Source organism: Pseudomonas sp. LBUM920 (assembly GCF_003852315.1).
Taxonomy (GTDB): domain Bacteria; phylum Pseudomonadota; class Gammaproteobacteria; order Pseudomonadales; family Pseudomonadaceae; genus Aquipseudomonas.
On sequence record NZ_CP027762.1, the window covers coordinates 2799619 to 2818009 of the forward strand.

Here is an 18391-nt window from a genome sequence, read left to right on the forward strand (position 1 = left end):
GCCGGGCGCACACAGCAGGGGCAGGCCCGGCCGCGTAACGAAGATGCGTTCCTGGACGGTTCGCGACATGGCTGTTGGGCCGTGGCGGATGGCATGGGCGGTCACCAGGGCGGTGATGTGGCTAGCCAATGGGTGGTCCGCAGTCTCGCTTCATTGTCTGCCACAGGTGACCTTAATCAGCGCGTCAACGCGGCTCGGCAACGTTTGCAACAGGTCAGCCAACAGTTGGCGAAGGCGGGTAACCGGTCTGACGCGCGCGGCGGTGTCACGATGGGCAGTACGGTGGTGGCATTGCTGCTCGAGCAGGGGCGCGCCGCCTGTGTGTGGGCAGGGGACAGTCGATGTTATCTGTGGCGCGAACAAAGGCTTTACCAATTATCGCGTGATCATTCACTGCAGCAGCGCCTCATGGATGAGGGCCAATTGAGTGTGGCGCAAGCTCGAGCCCACCCGGAGGCCAGGGCATTGACCCGGGCCATCGGTGCACGAACGCCGCTGCAGCTTGAGGTGCTGGAACTCAGCACCCGGCCAGGGGACGTATTTCTGCTGGCCAGCGATGGGTTGTATCAGGCGCTCAGTCACGCAGACCTGGGACTTGCGTTGAGCGTGGGAACGCCGCAGCAGGTGCTGGAATGTTTATTTGCGACGGTATTGCGCAGGCCCGCGCGGGATGATTTGACCGCCGTGGTGGTAAAGCCATGAATGACACATCAATGGCGCCCTGCCTACTCGCCGGGCGTTATCACCTCGAACGCGAGTTGGGCAGGGGCGGGATGGGCGTGGTTTATCGCGCTCGTGACTTGTTGCACGAGCAATTTGGCGCGTCCTGCTCCAGCGTGGCAATCAAGCTGCTGGGCGAGACCGTGTCTCAGTGCCCGGACGCGCATGTGCTGTTGTACAGCGAGTTTTCCCTGACCCGCAGCCTGCGCCACGACGGTGTGGTGCGGGCATTTTCGTTCGAGGTTGATACAACCAGCCAGGCCGCGTTTTTCACGATGGAATTGATGCATGGCATCACGCTGGACCGGCTGCTGCCCGAGTGCCCCACTGGGTTGCCCTGGCGAGAACTGCAACCGATGGTCTTACAGCTTTTGGATGCATTGGTTTACATCCATCAGCAAAACGTACTGCACGGCGATATCAAGCCTGCCAATGTCATGGTCAGTGAAGAAGGTGTGCGGTTGTTCGATTTCGGCCTGAGCCATGCGCAGGCGCCGGGGGCGGCGGGGTTGCCGAGTTTGAATCGTGACCGTTTTAACGCGTGGACACCCGCGTACGTTGCCCCGGAATTACTCGCCGGCGGGGCGCTGAGCACCGCCGCCGACCTGTATGGCGTGGCCTGCGTAGTGTACGAGCTGGCCCATGGCCAACGCCTGGATGGGCGTCAGCCAATGCACACCTTGGTTCGGCCTCGGCAACTGCCCAAGCGCTGCTGGCCAGCCTTGCGCTCGGCCCTGGCGGTTGACCCTGAACGTCGAGAGCTGAGCGTCGCCGAGTTACGCGAAGCGATAGCCAACCAGCCTCGACGCGGGTGGCTGTAACCCAATACTCAATGGGCCAGGCCATGCAGTTGGCAGTAGTCGGCCCAGCTCAACCCGGCCATTTGTGCGACTTCCTTGTGCACTTCAAGGCGCTGGGCTTCGAAGGCCTCGGGTGAATCGGCCGTCAACTTGAGTGTCAGCTCCCAGGCAAACAGGTTCTGTCGTTCAGCTTCGGCTTCGAAGGCTTCATGCAGGCGTTCGGCGCGATACTGCTCCAGGGTTTCGCGCTTGGCTTGAGCAGCCAGCGGGTTCAGGGTGTCCAGCTGCGTGGCCACCTCTGGATGTTCGGTCAAGAATCTGTCCAGGGCGCGCTGGTGGTTATCGCCGGGTTGGGACAAGGTAAAACTCCTGGGGGCTCGGGCGCCGGTAGCGGGCCTGTGGTGAGGTGTTCAGCGTCGCAGGTATTTGCGTAAGCGGCGGCTTAGGCGATTTCGTATCGGCTCAAGCAGGAAAAATAACACGTAGGCACCCAGCATTACCGCCAGATCCAAGTCCAGCCAGGTTTCTTCGACGGGCCCGGTGAGGCGCTCGATCACATTTCTGGCCATGAACAGCAAGGTGACGCCCAATACCCACAGCAGGGCGTTGAACATCAGTGGACGCAGGTTGTGGGACAGCTTGTATTGCATCTTGAACTGTTCTCCTTGATGTCGGGCTCCTTTTCCTACGGGAGCCAAAACACGCCGATAGTACATTTTGAGGGAGGCTCATGACTTGGCGCAGATCATGGTGCCCGATGATGGATGTTGCTCAGGTGCCCGGGTTTTCGAGCAGGTAGCGTGCCAGGGCCGCATAGGCCGGCAAGGTGACACCGTCGTTCGCGGCATTGGCCGCAACCGGATGGGAAGCAAAGCGCACAATCACCATCTCGGCCGCGGGGTCGATGTAGATACTCTGGCCGTGGACGCCGCGGGCCATGTAGGCGCCATCGGGGTTATGACTGACCCACCACATGGCACGATAACTCCATCCTTTGAGTTGACTATAGCCTGCCTTGGCAAAAGCCTCTTTATCGCCGCCCTGGCGAATATCCTTGACCACGCTTTCAGGCACGATCTGCTCGCCATTGAAGCGGCCGCCATTGCGCAGCATTTCACCGAAACGGGCCATGTCCCGCAGCCCGGCGTTCAAGCCGCCACCGGCGAACGGTGTGCCGATGGAGTCCACGGTGAAATAGGCGTCCTGTTCACTGCCCAGCCGGCTCCAGATGCGCTCGCTGAGCAGTTGCGCGACGTTGCGCCCGGTGACGCGTGCGATCACCCAGCCAAGCACGTCGGTATTCACCGTCTTGTAGCCAAATGCCTGCCCGTGTTCACCGCGTTGCCGCACCGTTTGCAGAAACTCGAAATAACTCCGCGGCCCGGTGTAGTCCTTGGGTTTGGGCAGTGGATTGCCGGCCTGTGCATGGGCCCAGACGTGCGCGTTGGGGTCGGCATAGTCTTCGCTGTAATCCAGGGCCGTGGTCATGTCCAGGACCTGGCGCAGTGTGGCGCTGCCAAACGCGGACTCGCCCAGTTCGGGCACATAGTCGGCGATTTTCCTACGCGCATCGAGGGTGCCGTCAGCCACCAGCATCGCGTCCAGTGTGCCTATCACCGATTTGGTGACGGACATGGCCGCGTGTTGCCCATCGTCCGTCAACACGCCGAAGTAGCGCTCGTACACGACGTTCCCACGGTGCAATACCACAATGCCATCGGTGTAGGTGGCATCCAGTGCCTGGCGCCACGTCAGCGGTTGGCTGGCGCCGGTAGGCACGACGGGCAGCGCATCGATTCGTGGGTCGAGCTGCCGGGGCAGCGGCAAGGGCGCGCCGAGCCCACGGGGAACATTGAGCGTGGGCATCAGTTGGCGAAAGTTCGCCACGCTCCAGCGCATCGCCGGGAAGCGAAAATAGCTGCCATCGTCAAAACGCACGGTGCGGTCCGGTGGCGGTGGGGCGCCGACCATCCATTTGAGGCGAGCAGGATCACTGGCCTGGGCGTCAGGAAAATCTGTCACGCTGGCGTAGACGGCGACGCTTGAAAAAACCAGCAATACAAAAGTCAGCGGCAGGATAGGTCGCATCGGCAGGCACCTTGATGTCGTATAAAGCGGACGGAGCAAGGCCTGGGCTCGAGTCCGTTCGAGAATTAAGCTGCAAAGGATGAGCCTAATCACCCTGACCGACAAGGATCAGGGAGGTTAAATTAATTCTGAATAATTGCTGGTGTCACGGCAAAAGCCTTTCGCTCCCGGTCTCTGGCCGTGTAGCGTTGCAAGGGATATCGAGGCTGCCGACCACGGGCAGAGGGCGATGGGCAGAGGGACGGGTCATGGCGAAAACGCTGTTCAAACTTTTCCTCACTCAGCGCCTTGCGGCCTTGGCCAGCACGGAGTCGTTACGGGCCATCCGTGAAGGCCTGTTGTGGATTTTGCCGTGTTTGCTGGTGTCGGCCGGTTTCCTGATTCTTTCTGAATGCGCCAGGGTGCTGGGGTTTGATCCGCAGGTAGTGGCCTTTTTGTCTGGGCTGCACAACCAGATCAGCTCGGTGATCCCGTTGTTGGTGGCGCCTCCATTGGTTACATGCTGGCGATCCAGTATCGCCTGCCGCAATTGCCGGTGGCGTTCCTGTGCCTGGCGCACGTGGTGGTCGCCACGTTCGTCTTGCGCGATTACCCGCGGGCATCGGCGACGTTTGTGCTGTTTATTGCCATCGCCTCGCCGTTGCTGAATGTACCGGCGGTGGCCTGGCTGCATCGCTTTCGCTGGACGCGTCTGGTCAACGAAGACCTGGTGGGCCATAACCTGCGGGGCACCATCAACATGGTGGTGCCGGGGGCTATCACTGCGCTGTCGTTGGTGGGGGTGTTGTCGTTGCTGTTGCAGATACCTTCCGTGGCGCAGCTGCAAGGGCCGCAGGTGCTCGATGCGCTGCAATCGCCGTATGGCAGCGGCTTGTTTGTGACCCTGATGAATTCTCTGCTGTGGTTTTTTGGCATCCACGGCGTGTATGCCCTGCAGCCGCTGTTCGATGTGCTGGACCAGGCTGTGCTGCTCAATGGCGCCGCGCTGGGGGCAGGTGAGCCGATCAAATACGCGCTCAACAGTGGCCTGCTGGGGTGTTTCGCGTTTATTGGTGGGTCGGGCGGTGCACTGAGCCTGTTACTGGCGATCCTGCTGTTTTCCAGGAGCCAGTCCATGCGCCTGCTGGCGATGGCCAGTCTGCCGTTATCGCTATTTAATGTCAGCGAAGTGCTGCTGTTCGGCTTGCCGATCATTCTCAATCCGCGCTTGTTCGTTCCGTTTTTACTGGTGCCGGCATTCAACGCCATGCTGGCGCTGACGGCGGTACACCTGGGCTGGGTATCACCGGCTGTGGCCAGCGTACCGTTTACTGCACCGATGCTGCTCAACGCCTACCTCAGTACCCACGGCGACATGGCGGCCGTGGTGCTGCAGGTGGCGCTGCTGGGCATCGGCACGCTGGTGTATGCGCCTTATGTGCGCGCAATTCATCGTCAGTCCAGCGACGCCAGCACGGTGTACCTCAAGTCGCTGGACATGACCTTTCGCGGCCTGGAGGAGAAGGGCCGGCTGCTGGAACTGGACCCGGTGCTGGCGTCCCACAAGGCGCTGGCACGCCAGGCCGTCGAACTGAGCCGTATCCAGCAGATCAGCGATTATGAGTTCTACCTCGAATTCCAGCCTCAGGTCTCCACCCGCACCGGGTTGTGCACCGGCTGCGAAGCACTGATGCGCGCCCGCGACAGCCAGGGCACGGTGCACTCGCCGTGGGAGTTTCTGCAGTGGCTGGCGCAGGCGCGGTTGATGCCGGACGTGGATGTCTGGGTGGCCTCCCAGGCCGTGCGCCAGTACCAGCATTGGAAGGAGGTCGGCTTTGCCCTGCCGATGACCATCAATATTTCCAGTGCCACCCTGACGAATGCTGCCTATGGCGAGCGCCTGGTGGAAATTCTCGCCCAGGCCCATGGGCAAGTGTCGGTAGAGATCACCGAAGATGCGTTGGTGCGCGATGTTCCGGCCACGCGCCAGACGATCCAGAAATTGCAGGCGATGGGCGCCAAGGTCTATATCGATGACTTCGGCACCGGGTTTTCCGCGTTGAGCTATCTGCACCAGTTTCCGGTGGACTTCATCAAGATCGACCGCAGCTTTGTGGTGGCCCAGCACGACCCCCAAGGTGCCCGTGTGCTGACCGGCATGCTGCGTTTTTGCGAGGCGCTGAACCTGGGGGTAGTGGTCGAAGGCGTGGAGACCGCCGAGCAACTGGCCTTCCTCAATACCGGCACCGAGCTGTTTGTTCAGGGCTGGTATTTCAGCAAGGCGCTGCCCGGCGATCAGCTGGAGCGCTTTGCGCGCGAGCGTGCGGCCACTCGGGTTTAAGCTGGCGTGGCGGCGAACTCACGCTGCGTCTGCTCGATTTCTTCGACCAGCTTGTCGATTTGCGCCAGCCGCGCGCGGTTGTCGTGGTCCCAGGGGTGAAAGCCCGGTTTGAAGTAGTGCAGCCATGGCCGCAGCATGCGCGGGAACACGCCCTTGGGCCCGTAGAGAAACTTGAGCATGCGCCAGAAGCCCTTCACGTGCCCTCCGGCCTTGCGGTCGGCAATCAGCAGGCGCAGGTGGAAATCCAGCACCACCAGCCAGAAGAACACCGTGGTGGTCAGCATGGTGCCGGTGCGCAGCAGGTAGCGCCCAGGCCCGGGTTTGATCACGGTGTTCCACACATCGAATGCCACGGCTTTGTGTTCGGTTTCTTCGAGGGCGTGCCAGTACCACATTTGTTGGTAGCCCTTGAGTGACTCGCCAAAGCGCGTGGGGTCGCTGAGCAGAATTTCCGCGAGCATTGCCGTGTAGTGTTCGAGGGCGATGGTCACCGCCAGGTTGAACGACGGTGGCAGGTGTTTCTTTTGCAGGTCGAGCATGAATTTGAGGCGCCGGTCCAGGGTGTGCGCCGGTAGGCCGGCAGCTTGCATCAGGTCGTTATAGGCCACGTGCTCGCGGCTGTGCATGGCTTCCTGGCCGATGAACCCCTGGATTTCCTTTTTCAACTCCGGATCGTCGATGTGCTGGCGGTAGTGGCGCACGCTGTCCATGAAAAACAGTTCGCCCTGGGGAAACAACAGCGACAGTGCGTTGAAGAAGTGCGTGATGAACGGGCCTTGTTCATGCCAGTTTTTGATGCGCTCGGCGGGCAAGGCAAAACGGATATCGCGACGGATGGGCAGCATCATGGGTGCTCCTGTTCAGAGACGAGGTTCGTCGTTGGTTTCAAACACCGGCGTGCGCTGTTTGGGCGCCATGCGCTTGCTGGCAAACACCACCAGGGCTTGATAGGCGGTGGGCAGGCAACGGGCGAGCAGGTCGAGGAAATACGCGTCGCGGCCGATCAGCACGCGGCGTTTGTTGTGGCGCACGCCCTGCAGGATGACCTTGGCGGCCTGGTCGGCGTCGGTGATGAAGAGCTTTTCGAAGTCGGCGCGGGCCTGTTGCTCGTTGTGGATCAGAAAACCGGTCATGTTCGCGTCGATGCGGCTGCTGCGGCAGATATCCGTACGGATTCCGCCGGGGTGTACACAGGTGGCGGACACCCCGCAGCGTTGCAGATCGAGTTCCTGGCGCAGCGATTCGGTAAAGCCGCGCACCGCAAACTTGCTCGCGTTGTAGCCGCTCATACCGGGCTGGGCAAACAGGCCGAACACGCTGGAGGTGTTGACCACGTGTCCGTCGCCGCTGGCCTTGAGGTGCGGCAAAAACGCCTTGGTGCCATGCACCACGCCCCAGAAGTTGATGCCAATGATCCACTCCAGGTCTGCGTAGTTCACACCTTCGACGGTGCTCGACAGCGCCACGCCGGCATTGTTGAAAATCAGGTTGACCTGGCCGTGGTCGGCCACGCAGCGTGCGGCCCAGTCGTGCATGGCCTGGCGATCGGACACGTCCAGCACGTGGGTGGTGATCGTCACCGGTGACAGCGTCGAGGTCTTGATCAGCGCCAGGGTCTGTTCCAAACCCTGGCTGTTCTTGTCCGCGAGCGCCAGGTGGCAGCCTTCGCGTGCCAGCGCCAGGGCCAATGCGCGACCCATGCCGGACGCCGCGCCAGTGATTGCCGCCACGCGGCCGTTGAATGACTTCATGACAGGCTGCCTTCTGCGGTGGAGTGGGGCGCCGAAACCGGGCGGGGTGTCGAGGTGGGCAACAGCTCGGTGACATAGTCCTTGAGCGCGAAGTGCCGGGTATCCCGTTTGAAACGCCAGGTTGAACCGGGCCACAACGTGGTGTTTTTGCCGGTGCGCGGGTCGAGGTACCAGCTCTGGCAGCCGCCGGTGTTCCAGATGGTGCGCTTGAGCCGGGCTTGCAGCTGCTGGTTATAGGCCAGCTCCACGGTGGGTTTGACCTCGACCGTGGCAATGCGCTGGCGCTGCATTTGCGTAATGGCATCCAGGATGTAAGTGACCTGGGCCTCGATCATCAGAATCATCGAGTTATGCCCAAGGCCGGTGTTCGGTCCGACGATCAAAAACAGGTTGGGGTAGCCCGGCACGGTGGTGCCCTTGTACGCGTGGGCGCCGTCGCGCCAGGCATCCATCAGGTCGATGCCGTCGCGCCCGATGATGCAATCGCGGGGCAGCGGGTCGGTGGCCTGGAAACCGGTGCCGAAGATCAGGCAATCGGCCGGGTGCTTGATGCCGTCCGCCGTGACCACGCCGTCCGCTTCGATGCGCAGCACCTTGTCGCTGATCACCTCGACATTGCTGCGCGACAGCGCCGGGTAATAGTCATTGGAGATCAGCACGCGCTTACAGCCGATGGTGTAGTCCGGGGTGAGGGTCTTGCGCAGGGAAGGGCGCGCCACTTGTTTGCGCAGGTGGCGCAGGGCGATTTTCTGCACCATTTTCATCAACCTCGGGTGCAGGGCAAACCCCACCACACGGCCTTCCAGCGCCCAGTAGAAAGCGCCGCGCACCAGGCGTTGAGTGAAGGGCAGGTGCTTGAAGGCCCAGCGCTCGATGCGGGAGATTTCGCGGTCGGGCTTGGGCATGATCCACGGCGGCGTGCGCTGGAACAGGTCCAGATGCGCCACCTGCGGCGCGATCTGCGGGACGAACTGAATGGCACTGGCGCCGGTGCCGATCACCGCCACGCGCTTGCCCTTCAATGAATACGCGTGGTCCCACTGCTGGGAGTGGAAGCGCTTGCCCTTGAAGCTGTCCAGCCCCGCAATATCCGGCAACGCCGGGCGTGACAGCCCGCCCATGCCCGACACCAGCACCCGCGCGCTGACCTTGCGGCCGTCGCTGAAGCTCAGTTGCCAGCGTTGCTGCTGTTCATCGAACACCGCACGTTCAAGGCCCATGCCGAAGCGCAGGTAGGGCGCCAGCTTGAAACGCTGCGCGCAGTGTTCAAGGTAGGCGCGGATCTCCGCCTGCGGTGCGAACTGCCGCGTCCAGTCCGGGTTGGGCGCAAACGAAAACGAGTACACATGGGACTGCACATCGCAGGCGCAGCCTGGGTAATGGTTGTCCCGCCAGGTGCCGCCGAGGGTCTCGGCCTGCTCGGCGATAAAGAAGTCGGTGATCCCGGCTTCCTTGAGTTTGATCGCCATGCACAGGCCGGCAAAACCGGAACCGATGATGGCGATGTCGATTGAATCGCTGTGGGCATTCATGGCGTGTCCCTCATGGGCATCGATGTGCTCCTGTTTTTGTTGTGTCTTTTAGATAGAACACCATTGCAAAGAAAAATTGAATTAATTATTTTAAAAAAGATTTTAAATAATCTACCTGAAAATTTCGCCTACGCTAGGACCTTGTTCCGCATGTGCGACTTGTCCGACGGACGAGCACGGTATGCATGAAGTTTAGGTCCAGGGTGTGGACGATGGCTGAGGCCTTGATCAATACCGGTCAGGTCGCCAGCGGCAGGGAAGCAGAGGACCGAGCTATGGCTGTTGAATGGGTTGTCGCTGCGGGTGTGTTAGGGGTGGCGAGCGCGCTGTTGTGGGGCTTCAGTGCCTGGATGACGCGGCGTATAGAAGCCACTGTTCCGATCAACGGGCGCTTCGTCGAGGTCGATGGCGAGCGCTTTCATTATGTCGAGGAGGGTGCAGGCCCGCCGCTGGTGATGATTCACGGGCTGATGGGCAGCAGTCGCAACCTGACCTATGCCTTGTCCGCCCAGTTGCGTGAGTGTTTTCGCGTGATCACGCTGGACCGCCCGGGTTCGGGCTATTCGACCCGGCAAACCGGTACCCCAGCAGACCTGCCGGCCCAGGCTCGGCAAATCGCGGCCTTCATCAAAACGCTGGACCTGGATAAACCGCTGGTGCTGGGGCATTCCCTCGGCGGGGCGATTTCGCTGGCGCTGGCGCTTGACCATCCCCACGCGGTGTCCGGGCTGATCCTGGTGGCGCCGCTGACGCATCCCCAACGTATGTTGCCGCCGGTGTTCCTGTCCCTGGCGGTGCGCCCGGCCTGGTTGCGACGGTGGATGTCCCACACCCTGACCGTGCCCGTCGGCCTGCTGACCAGAGGCGCGGTGGTGAAGGGCGTGTTCGCCCCCGACGCTGCGCCGTCAGACTTCGCCACGCGAGGAGGCGGGCTGCTGGGGATGCGTCCAGACAACTTCTACGCGGCCTCCACCGAGATCAATACGGTTAACGACCACCTGCCGGACATGGTTAAGCGCTACCCGCAACTGACCCTGCCAATCGGCCTGATCTATGGCGCGCGCGACAACGTGCTGGACTTCCAGAAGCACGGCCAGGCCCTGGCCAGCAAAGTGCCCGGGCTGAAGATGCAGGTGGTGGAGGGGCGCGGCCATATGCTGCCAGTTACCGCCACAGAGCGCGTGGCCGCGCTGGTGGAGCAGGTGGCCAAGCGTGTTCGCCCACCGCAAAGCGCCACCGTGCTGCACCCGCCATTTGCCTTGGCGAGCAAATAATGGTGTTACCCGACTCGCGGTACAACGGCGTCGATGCCTGCTTTAGACACCTGACCAAACGGCTGAAAAACAGACTGGTCAGTCACGTCAAAAAGCCTTCGAGAAACTAGTTGACGACCTAACGATTCCGCGCTATTTATTTAAAAAAATTATTTCAATGTGTAATTTGAAACAATTTTTGAAGTGCCTAAGAGCGAATAAAATAATGAAAAAAACGCCTTTTATCGCATCTCCAAGCCGTCTCGTCCGGAGGCTGCCATGAATCAGACTCTGGTTACTTCCACCGTCTGGACCGACGGCAAACGTCATTTGTGGTGGCTGGGCATCATGCCTCTGGCGACCCCATTGCTCTCCGGCGCCCTGGCGATTACCACGGGTGTGCAGCAATTGTGGTGGGTCGGTGTGCTGGTGATCTTCGGCTTGATCCCATTGATCGACGGCCTGCTCGGTGAAGACGTCAGCAACCCGCCAGAATCCGCCGTCAGCCACCTTGAATCGCAAAGCTACTACCGCTGGATCGTCTACACCGGCGTGGTGTTCGTGCTCACCTCGGTGGTGGTGACCGGCTGGCTGGCCGCCGGTGGCATCGACTGGATCATCAACGGCGGCCTGCTCAACGCCACGGCTAGCCTTGATCCGTCGAGCTGGCTGGCGAAGACCGCAGCGTTTATTACCGCGCGCACCCAGTTGCACGGTGAGATCACCTGGTTCACCTACCTTGGCATGGCGCTGTCTACCGGCGCCGCCACCGGCATTGCAATCAACACCGCGCATGAGCTGGGGCACAAGCCCAAGCCACTGGAGGTGTTCCTGGCCAAGGTCACCCTGGCGCCGACCTTCTACGGGCACTTCTACACCGAACACAACCGTGGCCATCACGTACGCGTGGCCACACCGGAAGACCCGGCCAGCTCACGTCTGGGTGAGAGTTTCTGGGCGTTCCTGCCGCGCTCGGTGTGGTTCAGCGCGGTGTCGGCCTGGAACCTGGAACGCGAACGCCTGCGCAAACTCGGCCTGCCGGCACTGCACTGGAAAAACGCCGTACTCAGCGCGTGGATGTACAGCGTGGTGTTGTGGGGCGCGATGATTGCCTGGCTCGGCGCGGCTGTGATTCCTTTCCTGATCATTCAGGGCATCTACGGGTTCTCGTTGCTGGAAGTAGTTAACTACGTCGAGCATTACGGGCTTAAACGCCAGAAGTTGCCCAACGGTCGTTATGAACGGTGCTCGCCGCGGCACTCGTGGAACAGTAACCGTATTGTCACCAATATCTTTTTGTTTCAACTGCAACGGCATTCCGATCACCACGCCAACCCCACCCGTAGTTATCAGTCATTGCGCCACTTTGATGAATCGCCGCAACTTCCTTATGGTTACGCGAGCATGATTGTCTGGGCCTATGTACCGTACTTGTGGCGACGTCGCATGGACCATCGCGTGTTGAATCATTACGCCGGCGATATCACCTTGACCAATCTTCAACCGTCACAACGTTTGAAGTACCTGGAGAAGTACAGCAACAGCGCCAAGCCGTTTTGAGGTGAGTTAAAAACAGCCGTGGGTGAACTCGGGATCTGTGCATCGCGCCGGTTTTTATCGCCCAGGGTTTATCGGTTTTATGCCAAGAAAGTTGTTTGACCCTACAACAATAACTTCAAGGGAAGGACGTTCATGATGCACAGCCCTGCCATGTTCACCGCGCATATCATACTGGCCGCACTGGGCCTGATCGTTTACCACCAGGCCCAGGCCGCACGCATCGAGCCGGCCGGCAGCGCCTTTACGGCCCAGGGCCCGATCAGCTTTTCCAAGGGTGCGCTGATCAGCGCCGATTGCACTATCAAGGTGGCCGGCAAGGTCGCGGCCGATGGTTCATCGGTGAATGTCGATAAAGTTGAATTCGACGGCGGGCTTAAATGTAGCCGCGTCGAGGCAATCAACTTGCCCTGGGTGTTAGTTGCCAAAGACACCAAAAGCGGCTCCATGTCGAAGATCAGCGTGGATGTTCACGCCTTCGGCCTGGGCGGCAAGTGCGGGCCTTCTACGGCCGATGGCACGTGGGACAACGCCACCCGAAAGTTGGAAGCCACCAATGTTCCGATTGGCGAAGACTGCACGATAAAAACGGTGTCGATCACGATGCCGCCGACCTTCAAAGTGGTCGAATAAACAGATTAAAAAGATGCAGCGGTAATTGAATTGAGATTTGGCTGGAAAGGGAAGTTCTGCAGTTTCACCGTGACCTCTCGATCATGGCCATTACCCCTGGCGAAATGACTCGCCATAACATGTGAGGAAAAACAATGAAAAGCTTGAAGACCCTCGTTTGTGCAACTTCTTTTGCTCTGTGCTTTGGCGCCGCCTCGATGGCCAGTGCGGCGTCTATCACCCCGGATGGTCCGTTCACGACCAACCCCGGCACCATCGTTGTGAAGTCGCCCTCGTCGTTCGGTGCAGCCGTCACCTGCGGCATCACTTTTAGCGGCAACGTCAGCGGTGGCGTGGCCTCCATCAACGGTGCTTCGCTGACCGGCGGCGGTCTCTGCGCCTTGCCGACGCTGACCAACCTGCCTTGGGTGCTGACCGCTGCAACCAGCACCACCGGCACCGTGACCAACGTCGGCTACAAGATCACCTCGCTGCCTTCCACCAACTGCGGTCCTACCCCTATCGCTGTGGCGTGGACTGCGGCCAGCAAAACCCTGTCGGCCAGCAATCAATCGCTGAGTGGCAACTGCACCGTGGTGTCCCTGAGTGTTGTGGCGCCAACGCTGACGGTTAACCCGTAAGCGCGTGACTCCAAAGGGCTGATCACCCGTTGAAAGGCCGGTGCCTCGCGTGAGGCGCCGGCTGCGGGAAAACCACCGGCGGAGCCGGTTGGGTACGGTACTTATTGTCTGGGGAACATGACAATGCAAAGCCTTAAAAAAACAGCCCTCCTGGGTTCGATGTTATTCACCCTGGGCGCTGTCTCGTCCATTGCAGGCGCAGCCACCTTTGCCCCGGCGGGCGCTGCATTTACCGCCTCGGGCTCAATCGCCACCGCGGTAAAGCTGCTGGTGTTTACCCCGGTGCCATGCACGATGACACTCAGTGGCCAAGTCGCGGCGGACGGCTCAAGCGCAACGATCACCGGCGCCACGTTCACCGGTAATGCGCTGTGTGGTATTTCAGGCCCGTTGAACTTGCCGTGGACACTGGTACCGACAAATGCCACCACCGCAACGCTTTCTGGCTTTACCGAAAAGTTTCCGTATGACAGCTGCCTGACGCCAAGCGTGCTGACCACACAATGGAGTGCCGCCGATGGCACGTTCAGCATTGCCAGCCCACACACGGTGAACGCCACCTGCAGGGTCACGGCTTTCAACTTCAAGCCTTCACCTGCCCTCACGATTAACCCTTGAAGACATCAACGCGTTAGCGCGTGGGCGCGCACAACGTGAAACGCGTCCCTGAATGAACGAACAGAAAGACGAGACGGCTGGGCCGGCTCAGTGTGATAACAATAAGGAGTGCCTCATGAATAATAAAAAACAACAGGTACAGGCGTTACTGGGGTTGGCGTTGATGGGCGGGCTGATGGTGGCCGTGCCTGTGCAAGCCGGCGGTTTTTCCACGCCGACGTATGGCGCACCGGGCTGGGGGCGGGCGTTCGGTGGTGGTTCGTTGTTCAAGAACGACCCGAGTTCGGCGTTCAACAACCCGGCGGCAATGGCTTTTGTTGACCATAACGTTGCACAAATGACCGTCGATTACGCGCGGATCAAGATCAAGTACAAAGGCCAGGCCAATGATTACCAGGGCAACCCGGTATCCAATACACCGTTTAACCCCGACGGTACTTTCGACCCCGCGCTGACCACGGTGAACAACAACGACGGCGGCCAGGGTGGGTTCACTGCATGGCTCCCAACCGGGTTCATGGTGATGCCGCTGGGTGATCGGTTTTCGTTCGGTCTGGCCCAAGTCGTACCGCAGGGCATGCGCACCACCTGGAACGAAGACTCAAAGTTGCGTGACTTTGCAGTGGACACCAAGATTGAAACGGTAGGGTTGACCGGGTCCTTGTCATTCAAGGTGCGCGATGACCTGTCCATCGGTGCCGGGATGATCGTTCAGCACAGTAAAGGCTTCGTCAGCCAGAATATCGATTTGCTCGCCGCCGCTGCCAACTCCAAGTCTGAATTGGGCGGTATTCCATTCCCGGCAGGCCTGGGCACGTCGCTGATTCGGGTCAAAGTCGATAATACGTCGGTGGGTTGGTTCACGGGGGTGGTCTGGAAACCCACCGAGCAAGACAGCCTCGGCCTCAATTACCACGCCAAGATCAAGAACAAGATGGAGGGCAAGTACAATATTCGCGCCGACGCCTTCTCGTATCAGCTGATGACGGGCCCAAGCCCATTCGGCGGTACCGGAACTATCCCGGAAGTGGCCTATCCGGGGCTGAAATTGATGCCCGACGGCGCCAATGCCAGCACTCAACTGGACATCCCGGCAACTGCGGGCCTGGACTGGGTGCACCAGTTCAATGATCGCCTGACCATGGGTGTGAGTGCGGTGTGGACCCAATGGTCATCCTTCAAGGACCTGACCCTCAAGTCCGACGGCAACACGATCGTTTCCATCCCCTACAACTACCGCGACTCCTGGATGTACTCCATTGGTGGCGATTTCAAAGCGACCGATGAGCTGACATTGCGTGCCGGTGTGGCGTCCGACCAGACGCCGACCCGCAACTCAACACGCGACCCGCGGATTCCGGACGGTGACCGGTACTTCCTGTCGCTGGGTGCGGGTTACGACGTCAAGGCGATTCCAGGCTTGACGCTGGATCTGGCGTATTCCCATCAGTTCGTGCAGGAGGTCAATCTCAAGACCAAGAACGTGGACCGCTTGGGCGCCGCGAGCCTGGACGGTAAGGCCGAATCGTCCGGTGACGTAGTGGCTGTTTCGGCAACCTATGCCTTTTAAGGCCGTCACGCAGCGTTGAGGACAGGGGCGGCAAGCGCATCTTGGCGCCCTTGTTCAGAGGCTCGAAGCGGGGGGCGCGCTCGCGACCTGTGCAGCAGCGCATTTTTTGATTCAACAGGCTGACGTGCTCAGCCTGGTTTTTTTTAGCCTTGGCATTAAATAAAAATTTCAAAACAAAATTTGAATTTGTCTTTTCAAGTTTGTAGTGTGGCTTTACGCGGTCACTCATTTCGAGCGACCTGCGCATCGCCCATGCCCTGATTAGGTAGAGGTATCCCCATGGTTATCTGGTTATTGGTGGGTGTCGCAGCAGCGATTGCCCTGGCGTATCGACAAGCCGCCGCCGCGCTGTGGCTGGGCATTGGCCTGATCTGGCTGGCGCTTGGCTACCTGTTCAACGTGGTGGCCGGTCTGGGCACCAGCGTTGCGGCGCTGCTGGTGGTGGTGCCCGCGCTGCTGCTGACGCTCAAGCCCTTGCGGCGCGCGCTGTTGACCAGCAAGGCCTTGGGCCTGTTTCGTACGATCATGCCCGCCATGTCCGACACCGAACGCGCCGCCATCGAATCCGGCACGGTGTGGTGGGATGCCGAGCTGTTCAGCGGCAAACCCAACTGGGATCGCCTGCTCAAAGCTGCGCCAGCCAGCCTCAGCGCCGAAGAACAAGCCTTCCTCGACAACGAGGTCGAAACCCTCTGCGACATCGCCAACGACTGGGAAACCACCCAGATCTGGCAGGACATGTCCCCCGAAGGCTGGCAGTACACCAAGGACGCCGGGTTCCTGGGCATGATCATTCCCAAGCAATACGGCGGCAAAGGTTTCTCCCACTATGCGCACTCCCAGGTGGTGATGAAGCTGTCGACACGCTGCTCGGCGGCGGCGATTTCGGTGATGGTCCCCAATTCCCTGGGCCCGGCTGAACTGCTGCTGCATTACGGCACCGACGCCCAACGCAATTACTACTTGCCGCGCCTGGCGCGAGGCGAAGACATCCCGTGCTTTGCCCTGACCAGCCCATATGCGGGCTCTGATGCCGGCGCAATTCCAGACCTGGGCATCGTCTGCAAAGGCCTGCACGAGGGCGAGCAAGTGCTGGGTTTCAAAGTGACCTGGGACAAGCGATACATCACCCTTGGCCCCATCGCGACGGTGCTGGGCCTGGCGTTTCGCGCCGAAGACCCGGAGGGTTTGCTGGGCAAGGCGGGCTCACTGGGGATCACCTGCGCGTTGATCCCAACGTCTCACCCAGGCGTCAACAGCGGTCGTCGTCACTGGCCTTTGAACGCGGTATTCCAGAACGGTCCGACCACCGGCAAGGATGTGTTCATTCCCCTGGAATGGGTGATTGGCGGCCGCGCACAGGTCGGCAACGGCTGGCGCATGCTGATGGAATGCCTGGCAGCCGGGCGGGCGATTTCCCTGCCGTCGGCCAACGTCGGCCTGGGCAAAGTCGCGGTACGCGGCACCAGCGCCTACGCGGCCATGCGCAAGCAGTTCGGCCTGCCCATCGGCAAGTTCGAAGGCGTGCAGGCGCCGCTGGCGCGCATGGCCGGGAATTTGTACGCCTGCGACGCGGTGCGCAAGGTCTCGGTGGCGTCGCTGGATGCCGGCGAAAAACCCTCGGTGATCTCGGCCATTGCCAAGTACCACGTCACCGAGCGCGCGCGGATCATCGTCAACGACGGCATGGACATCGTCGCCGGCAAAGGCATCTGCATGGGCCCCAACAATTTCCTGGCCCGTGCCTACCAGCAAAGCCCGATTGCGATCACCGTGGAGGGTGCGAACATCATGACCCGCTGCCTGATCATCTTTGGTCAGGGGCTGATTCGCTGCCATCCGTATGTGTTCCGCGAAATGGAAGCCGCGCGTAACCCGGACCAGCGCCAGGCACTGGAAGCCTTCGACCGCGCGATGTTCGGCCATGTGAGCTTTGTCGTCGCCAATGCCGTACGCGCCGGGGTGCATTCGCTGACCGGCGGGCGGCTGCTTTCTGCACCGGCCAAGACCGAGCCTGCGCTGGCGTCCTACTACCGCCAGGCCAATCGGCTGTCGGTGGTGCTGGCGTTGATCTCGGATGTGTCCATGGGCGTGCTCGGTGGTGCGCTCAAACGCAAGGAAAGTATCACCGGGCGTCTGGGCGATATTCTGTCGCAGTTGTACATCCTGTCCTGCGTGCTCAAACGCTTTGAGGACGACGGTCGGCCCCAGGCAGACCTGCCGCTGGTGCACTGGGCCGCTCAGGATGCGCTGTTACGTGCGCATGAAGCGCTGGCCGAAGTGCTCGATAACTACCCCTCGAACGCCGCTGCGGCAGTGGTGCGGGGCTTGAGTTTTCCGTTCGGTATTCCCCTGCGCAAACCGTCGGATCGCTTGCTGGCCCAAGTGGCTGAGGTGGTGCAGACGCCAGGCGAAACCCGCGACCGCCTGTTGGCCAATTCCTACATCCCGCGCCCGGAAATCGACAAGCTGGCCTACGGCGAATTGGCCTTGCGCCTGTTGCCGCAGGTGGAGCTGATCGACGCTCGCTTCAAGTCGGCGGTCAAGCAAGGCCTGATCGAACCGATGCCGATTTCCGCCACCGCGTTCAGCGCCTGGCGCGTCAAGGCGCGGGCGCTGGACCTGATCAGCGACGAGGAAGACACCTTGCTCGGCCGCTATGTGGAATACGCCGACCACGGCATCCAGGTCGATGACTTCCCGCAGGACTTTGGTTTGCTTGAGGCGTTACAGCAGCGCAAACAAGCGTTGGAGCCGAGCGCCAAACGTCGCACACCCCAAAGCGAAAACGCCTCGGTCAACTAGGGGAACACGATCAAGGTGGGAGCTGGCGTGCCTGCGATGGCATCACCTCGGTGCCTGTGAACGACCGAGTCGTCTGCAGCGCAGGCACGCCAGCGCCCACCGGCATCGGGTTTATAAAGTCAGT

The 18391-nt window shown here is 60.7% G+C and carries 15 protein-coding genes and 1 pseudogene; 10 read left to right on the top strand and 6 right to left on the bottom strand.

Going from position 1 to position 18391, the window contains the following annotated elements:
- Window positions 1–93 precede the first annotated feature (93 nt).
- Window positions 94–702 (top strand): PP2C family protein-serine/threonine phosphatase, encoded by a 609-nt coding sequence (locus tag C4J83_RS13010; protein ID WP_256660668.1) that lies wholly within the window; start codon window positions 94–96, stop codon window positions 700–702.
- Complete coding sequence (locus C4J83_RS13015; RefSeq protein ID WP_124417225.1) at window positions 699–1541, top strand: serine/threonine-protein kinase; 843 nt, start codon at window positions 699–701, stop codon at window positions 1539–1541. The genes C4J83_RS13010 and C4J83_RS13015 overlap by 4 nt, the downstream gene beginning before the upstream one ends.
- Before the next feature lie 8 nt (window positions 1542–1549).
- Here C4J83_RS13015 and C4J83_RS13020 read toward each other — a convergent pair whose 3' ends face one another.
- From C4J83_RS13020 to C4J83_RS13030, 3 genes are all read right to left on the bottom strand, one after another.
- Complete coding sequence (locus C4J83_RS13020; protein WP_106577839.1) at window positions 1550–1879, bottom strand: DUF6388 family protein; 330 nt, start codon at window positions 1877–1879, stop codon at window positions 1550–1552.
- A 51-nt stretch (window positions 1880–1930) separates the two neighbouring features.
- Window positions 1931–2170: a hypothetical protein gene (locus C4J83_RS13025; protein WP_119741830.1), complete on the bottom strand. Its 240-nt coding sequence runs from the start codon at window positions 2168–2170 to the stop codon at window positions 1931–1933.
- A 121-nt stretch (window positions 2171–2291) separates the two neighbouring features.
- A complete protein-coding gene (locus tag C4J83_RS13030) occupies window positions 2292–3608 on the bottom strand; it encodes a serine hydrolase domain-containing protein (protein ID WP_124417226.1) in 1317 nt (438 codons plus the stop codon).
- 248 nt (window positions 3609–3856) lie between these two features.
- Here C4J83_RS13030 and C4J83_RS13035 point away from each other — a divergent pair.
- Window positions 3857–5928 (top strand): annotated as a pseudogene (locus C4J83_RS13035) (EAL domain-containing protein).
- On the opposite strand, the gene C4J83_RS13040 reads toward C4J83_RS13035, so the two are convergent.
- From C4J83_RS13040 to C4J83_RS13050, 3 genes are read right to left on the bottom strand one after another with little or no spacing between them, the layout of a single operon-like run.
- Entirely contained in the window at window positions 5925–6773 is an 849-nt protein-coding gene (locus tag C4J83_RS13040; RefSeq protein WP_124418862.1) for a metal-dependent hydrolase, read from the bottom strand. The pseudogene C4J83_RS13035 and the gene C4J83_RS13040 sit on opposite strands and share 4 nt — an antisense overlap.
- 15 nt (window positions 6774–6788) lie before the next feature.
- The gene (locus C4J83_RS13045) at window positions 6789–7679 is read right to left on the bottom strand and encodes an SDR family NAD(P)-dependent oxidoreductase (RefSeq protein ID WP_124417227.1); all 891 of its coding nucleotides are present in this window, start codon (window positions 7677–7679) and stop codon (window positions 6789–6791) included.
- The gene (locus C4J83_RS13050; protein WP_124417228.1) at window positions 7676–9211 is read right to left on the bottom strand and encodes a flavin-containing monooxygenase; all 1536 of its coding nucleotides are present in this window, start codon (window positions 9209–9211) and stop codon (window positions 7676–7678) included. Before C4J83_RS13050 ends, C4J83_RS13045 begins: the two co-directional genes overlap by 4 nt.
- A 275-nt stretch (window positions 9212–9486) precedes the next feature.
- Here C4J83_RS13050 and C4J83_RS13055 point away from each other — a divergent pair, with 275 nt between their 5' ends.
- The 7 genes from C4J83_RS13055 to C4J83_RS13085 all read left to right on the top strand — a co-directional run bounded on the left by C4J83_RS13055 (window position 9487) and on the right by C4J83_RS13085 (window position 18267).
- A complete protein-coding gene (locus C4J83_RS13055) occupies window positions 9487–10485 on the top strand; it encodes an alpha/beta fold hydrolase (protein ID WP_124417229.1) in 999 nt (332 codons plus the stop codon).
- Between the two features lie 258 nt (window positions 10486–10743).
- Window positions 10744–12024, top strand: a complete 1281-nt coding sequence (locus tag C4J83_RS13060) for an alkane 1-monooxygenase (RefSeq protein WP_124417230.1) — start codon at window positions 10744–10746, stop codon at window positions 12022–12024.
- Between the two features lie 135 nt (window positions 12025–12159).
- Complete coding sequence (gene praA, locus C4J83_RS13065; RefSeq protein WP_124418863.1) at window positions 12160–12654, top strand: alkane oxidation protein activator PraA; 495 nt, start codon at window positions 12160–12162, stop codon at window positions 12652–12654.
- Between the two features lie 134 nt (window positions 12655–12788).
- A complete protein-coding gene (gene praB, locus C4J83_RS13070; protein WP_106577847.1) occupies window positions 12789–13274 on the top strand; it encodes an alkane oxidation protein activator PraB in 486 nt (161 codons plus the stop codon).
- Window positions 13275–13433: 159 nt separating this feature from the next.
- Window positions 13434–13892 carry a PraA/PraB family alkane oxidation protein activator gene (locus C4J83_RS31265; RefSeq protein WP_491630699.1) on the top strand — a complete coding sequence of 153 codons (459 nt, stop codon included), beginning with the start codon at window positions 13434–13436 and terminating at the stop codon, window positions 13890–13892.
- Window positions 13893–14007: 115 nt separating this feature from the next.
- Window positions 14008–15462 (top strand): outer membrane protein transport protein, encoded by a 1455-nt coding sequence (locus C4J83_RS13080; RefSeq protein ID WP_124417232.1) that lies wholly within the window; start codon window positions 14008–14010, stop codon window positions 15460–15462.
- 279 nt (window positions 15463–15741) lie between these two features.
- Complete coding sequence (locus C4J83_RS13085; protein ID WP_124417233.1) at window positions 15742–18267, top strand: acyl-CoA dehydrogenase; 2526 nt, start codon at window positions 15742–15744, stop codon at window positions 18265–18267.
- Window positions 18268–18391 lie beyond the last annotated feature (124 nt).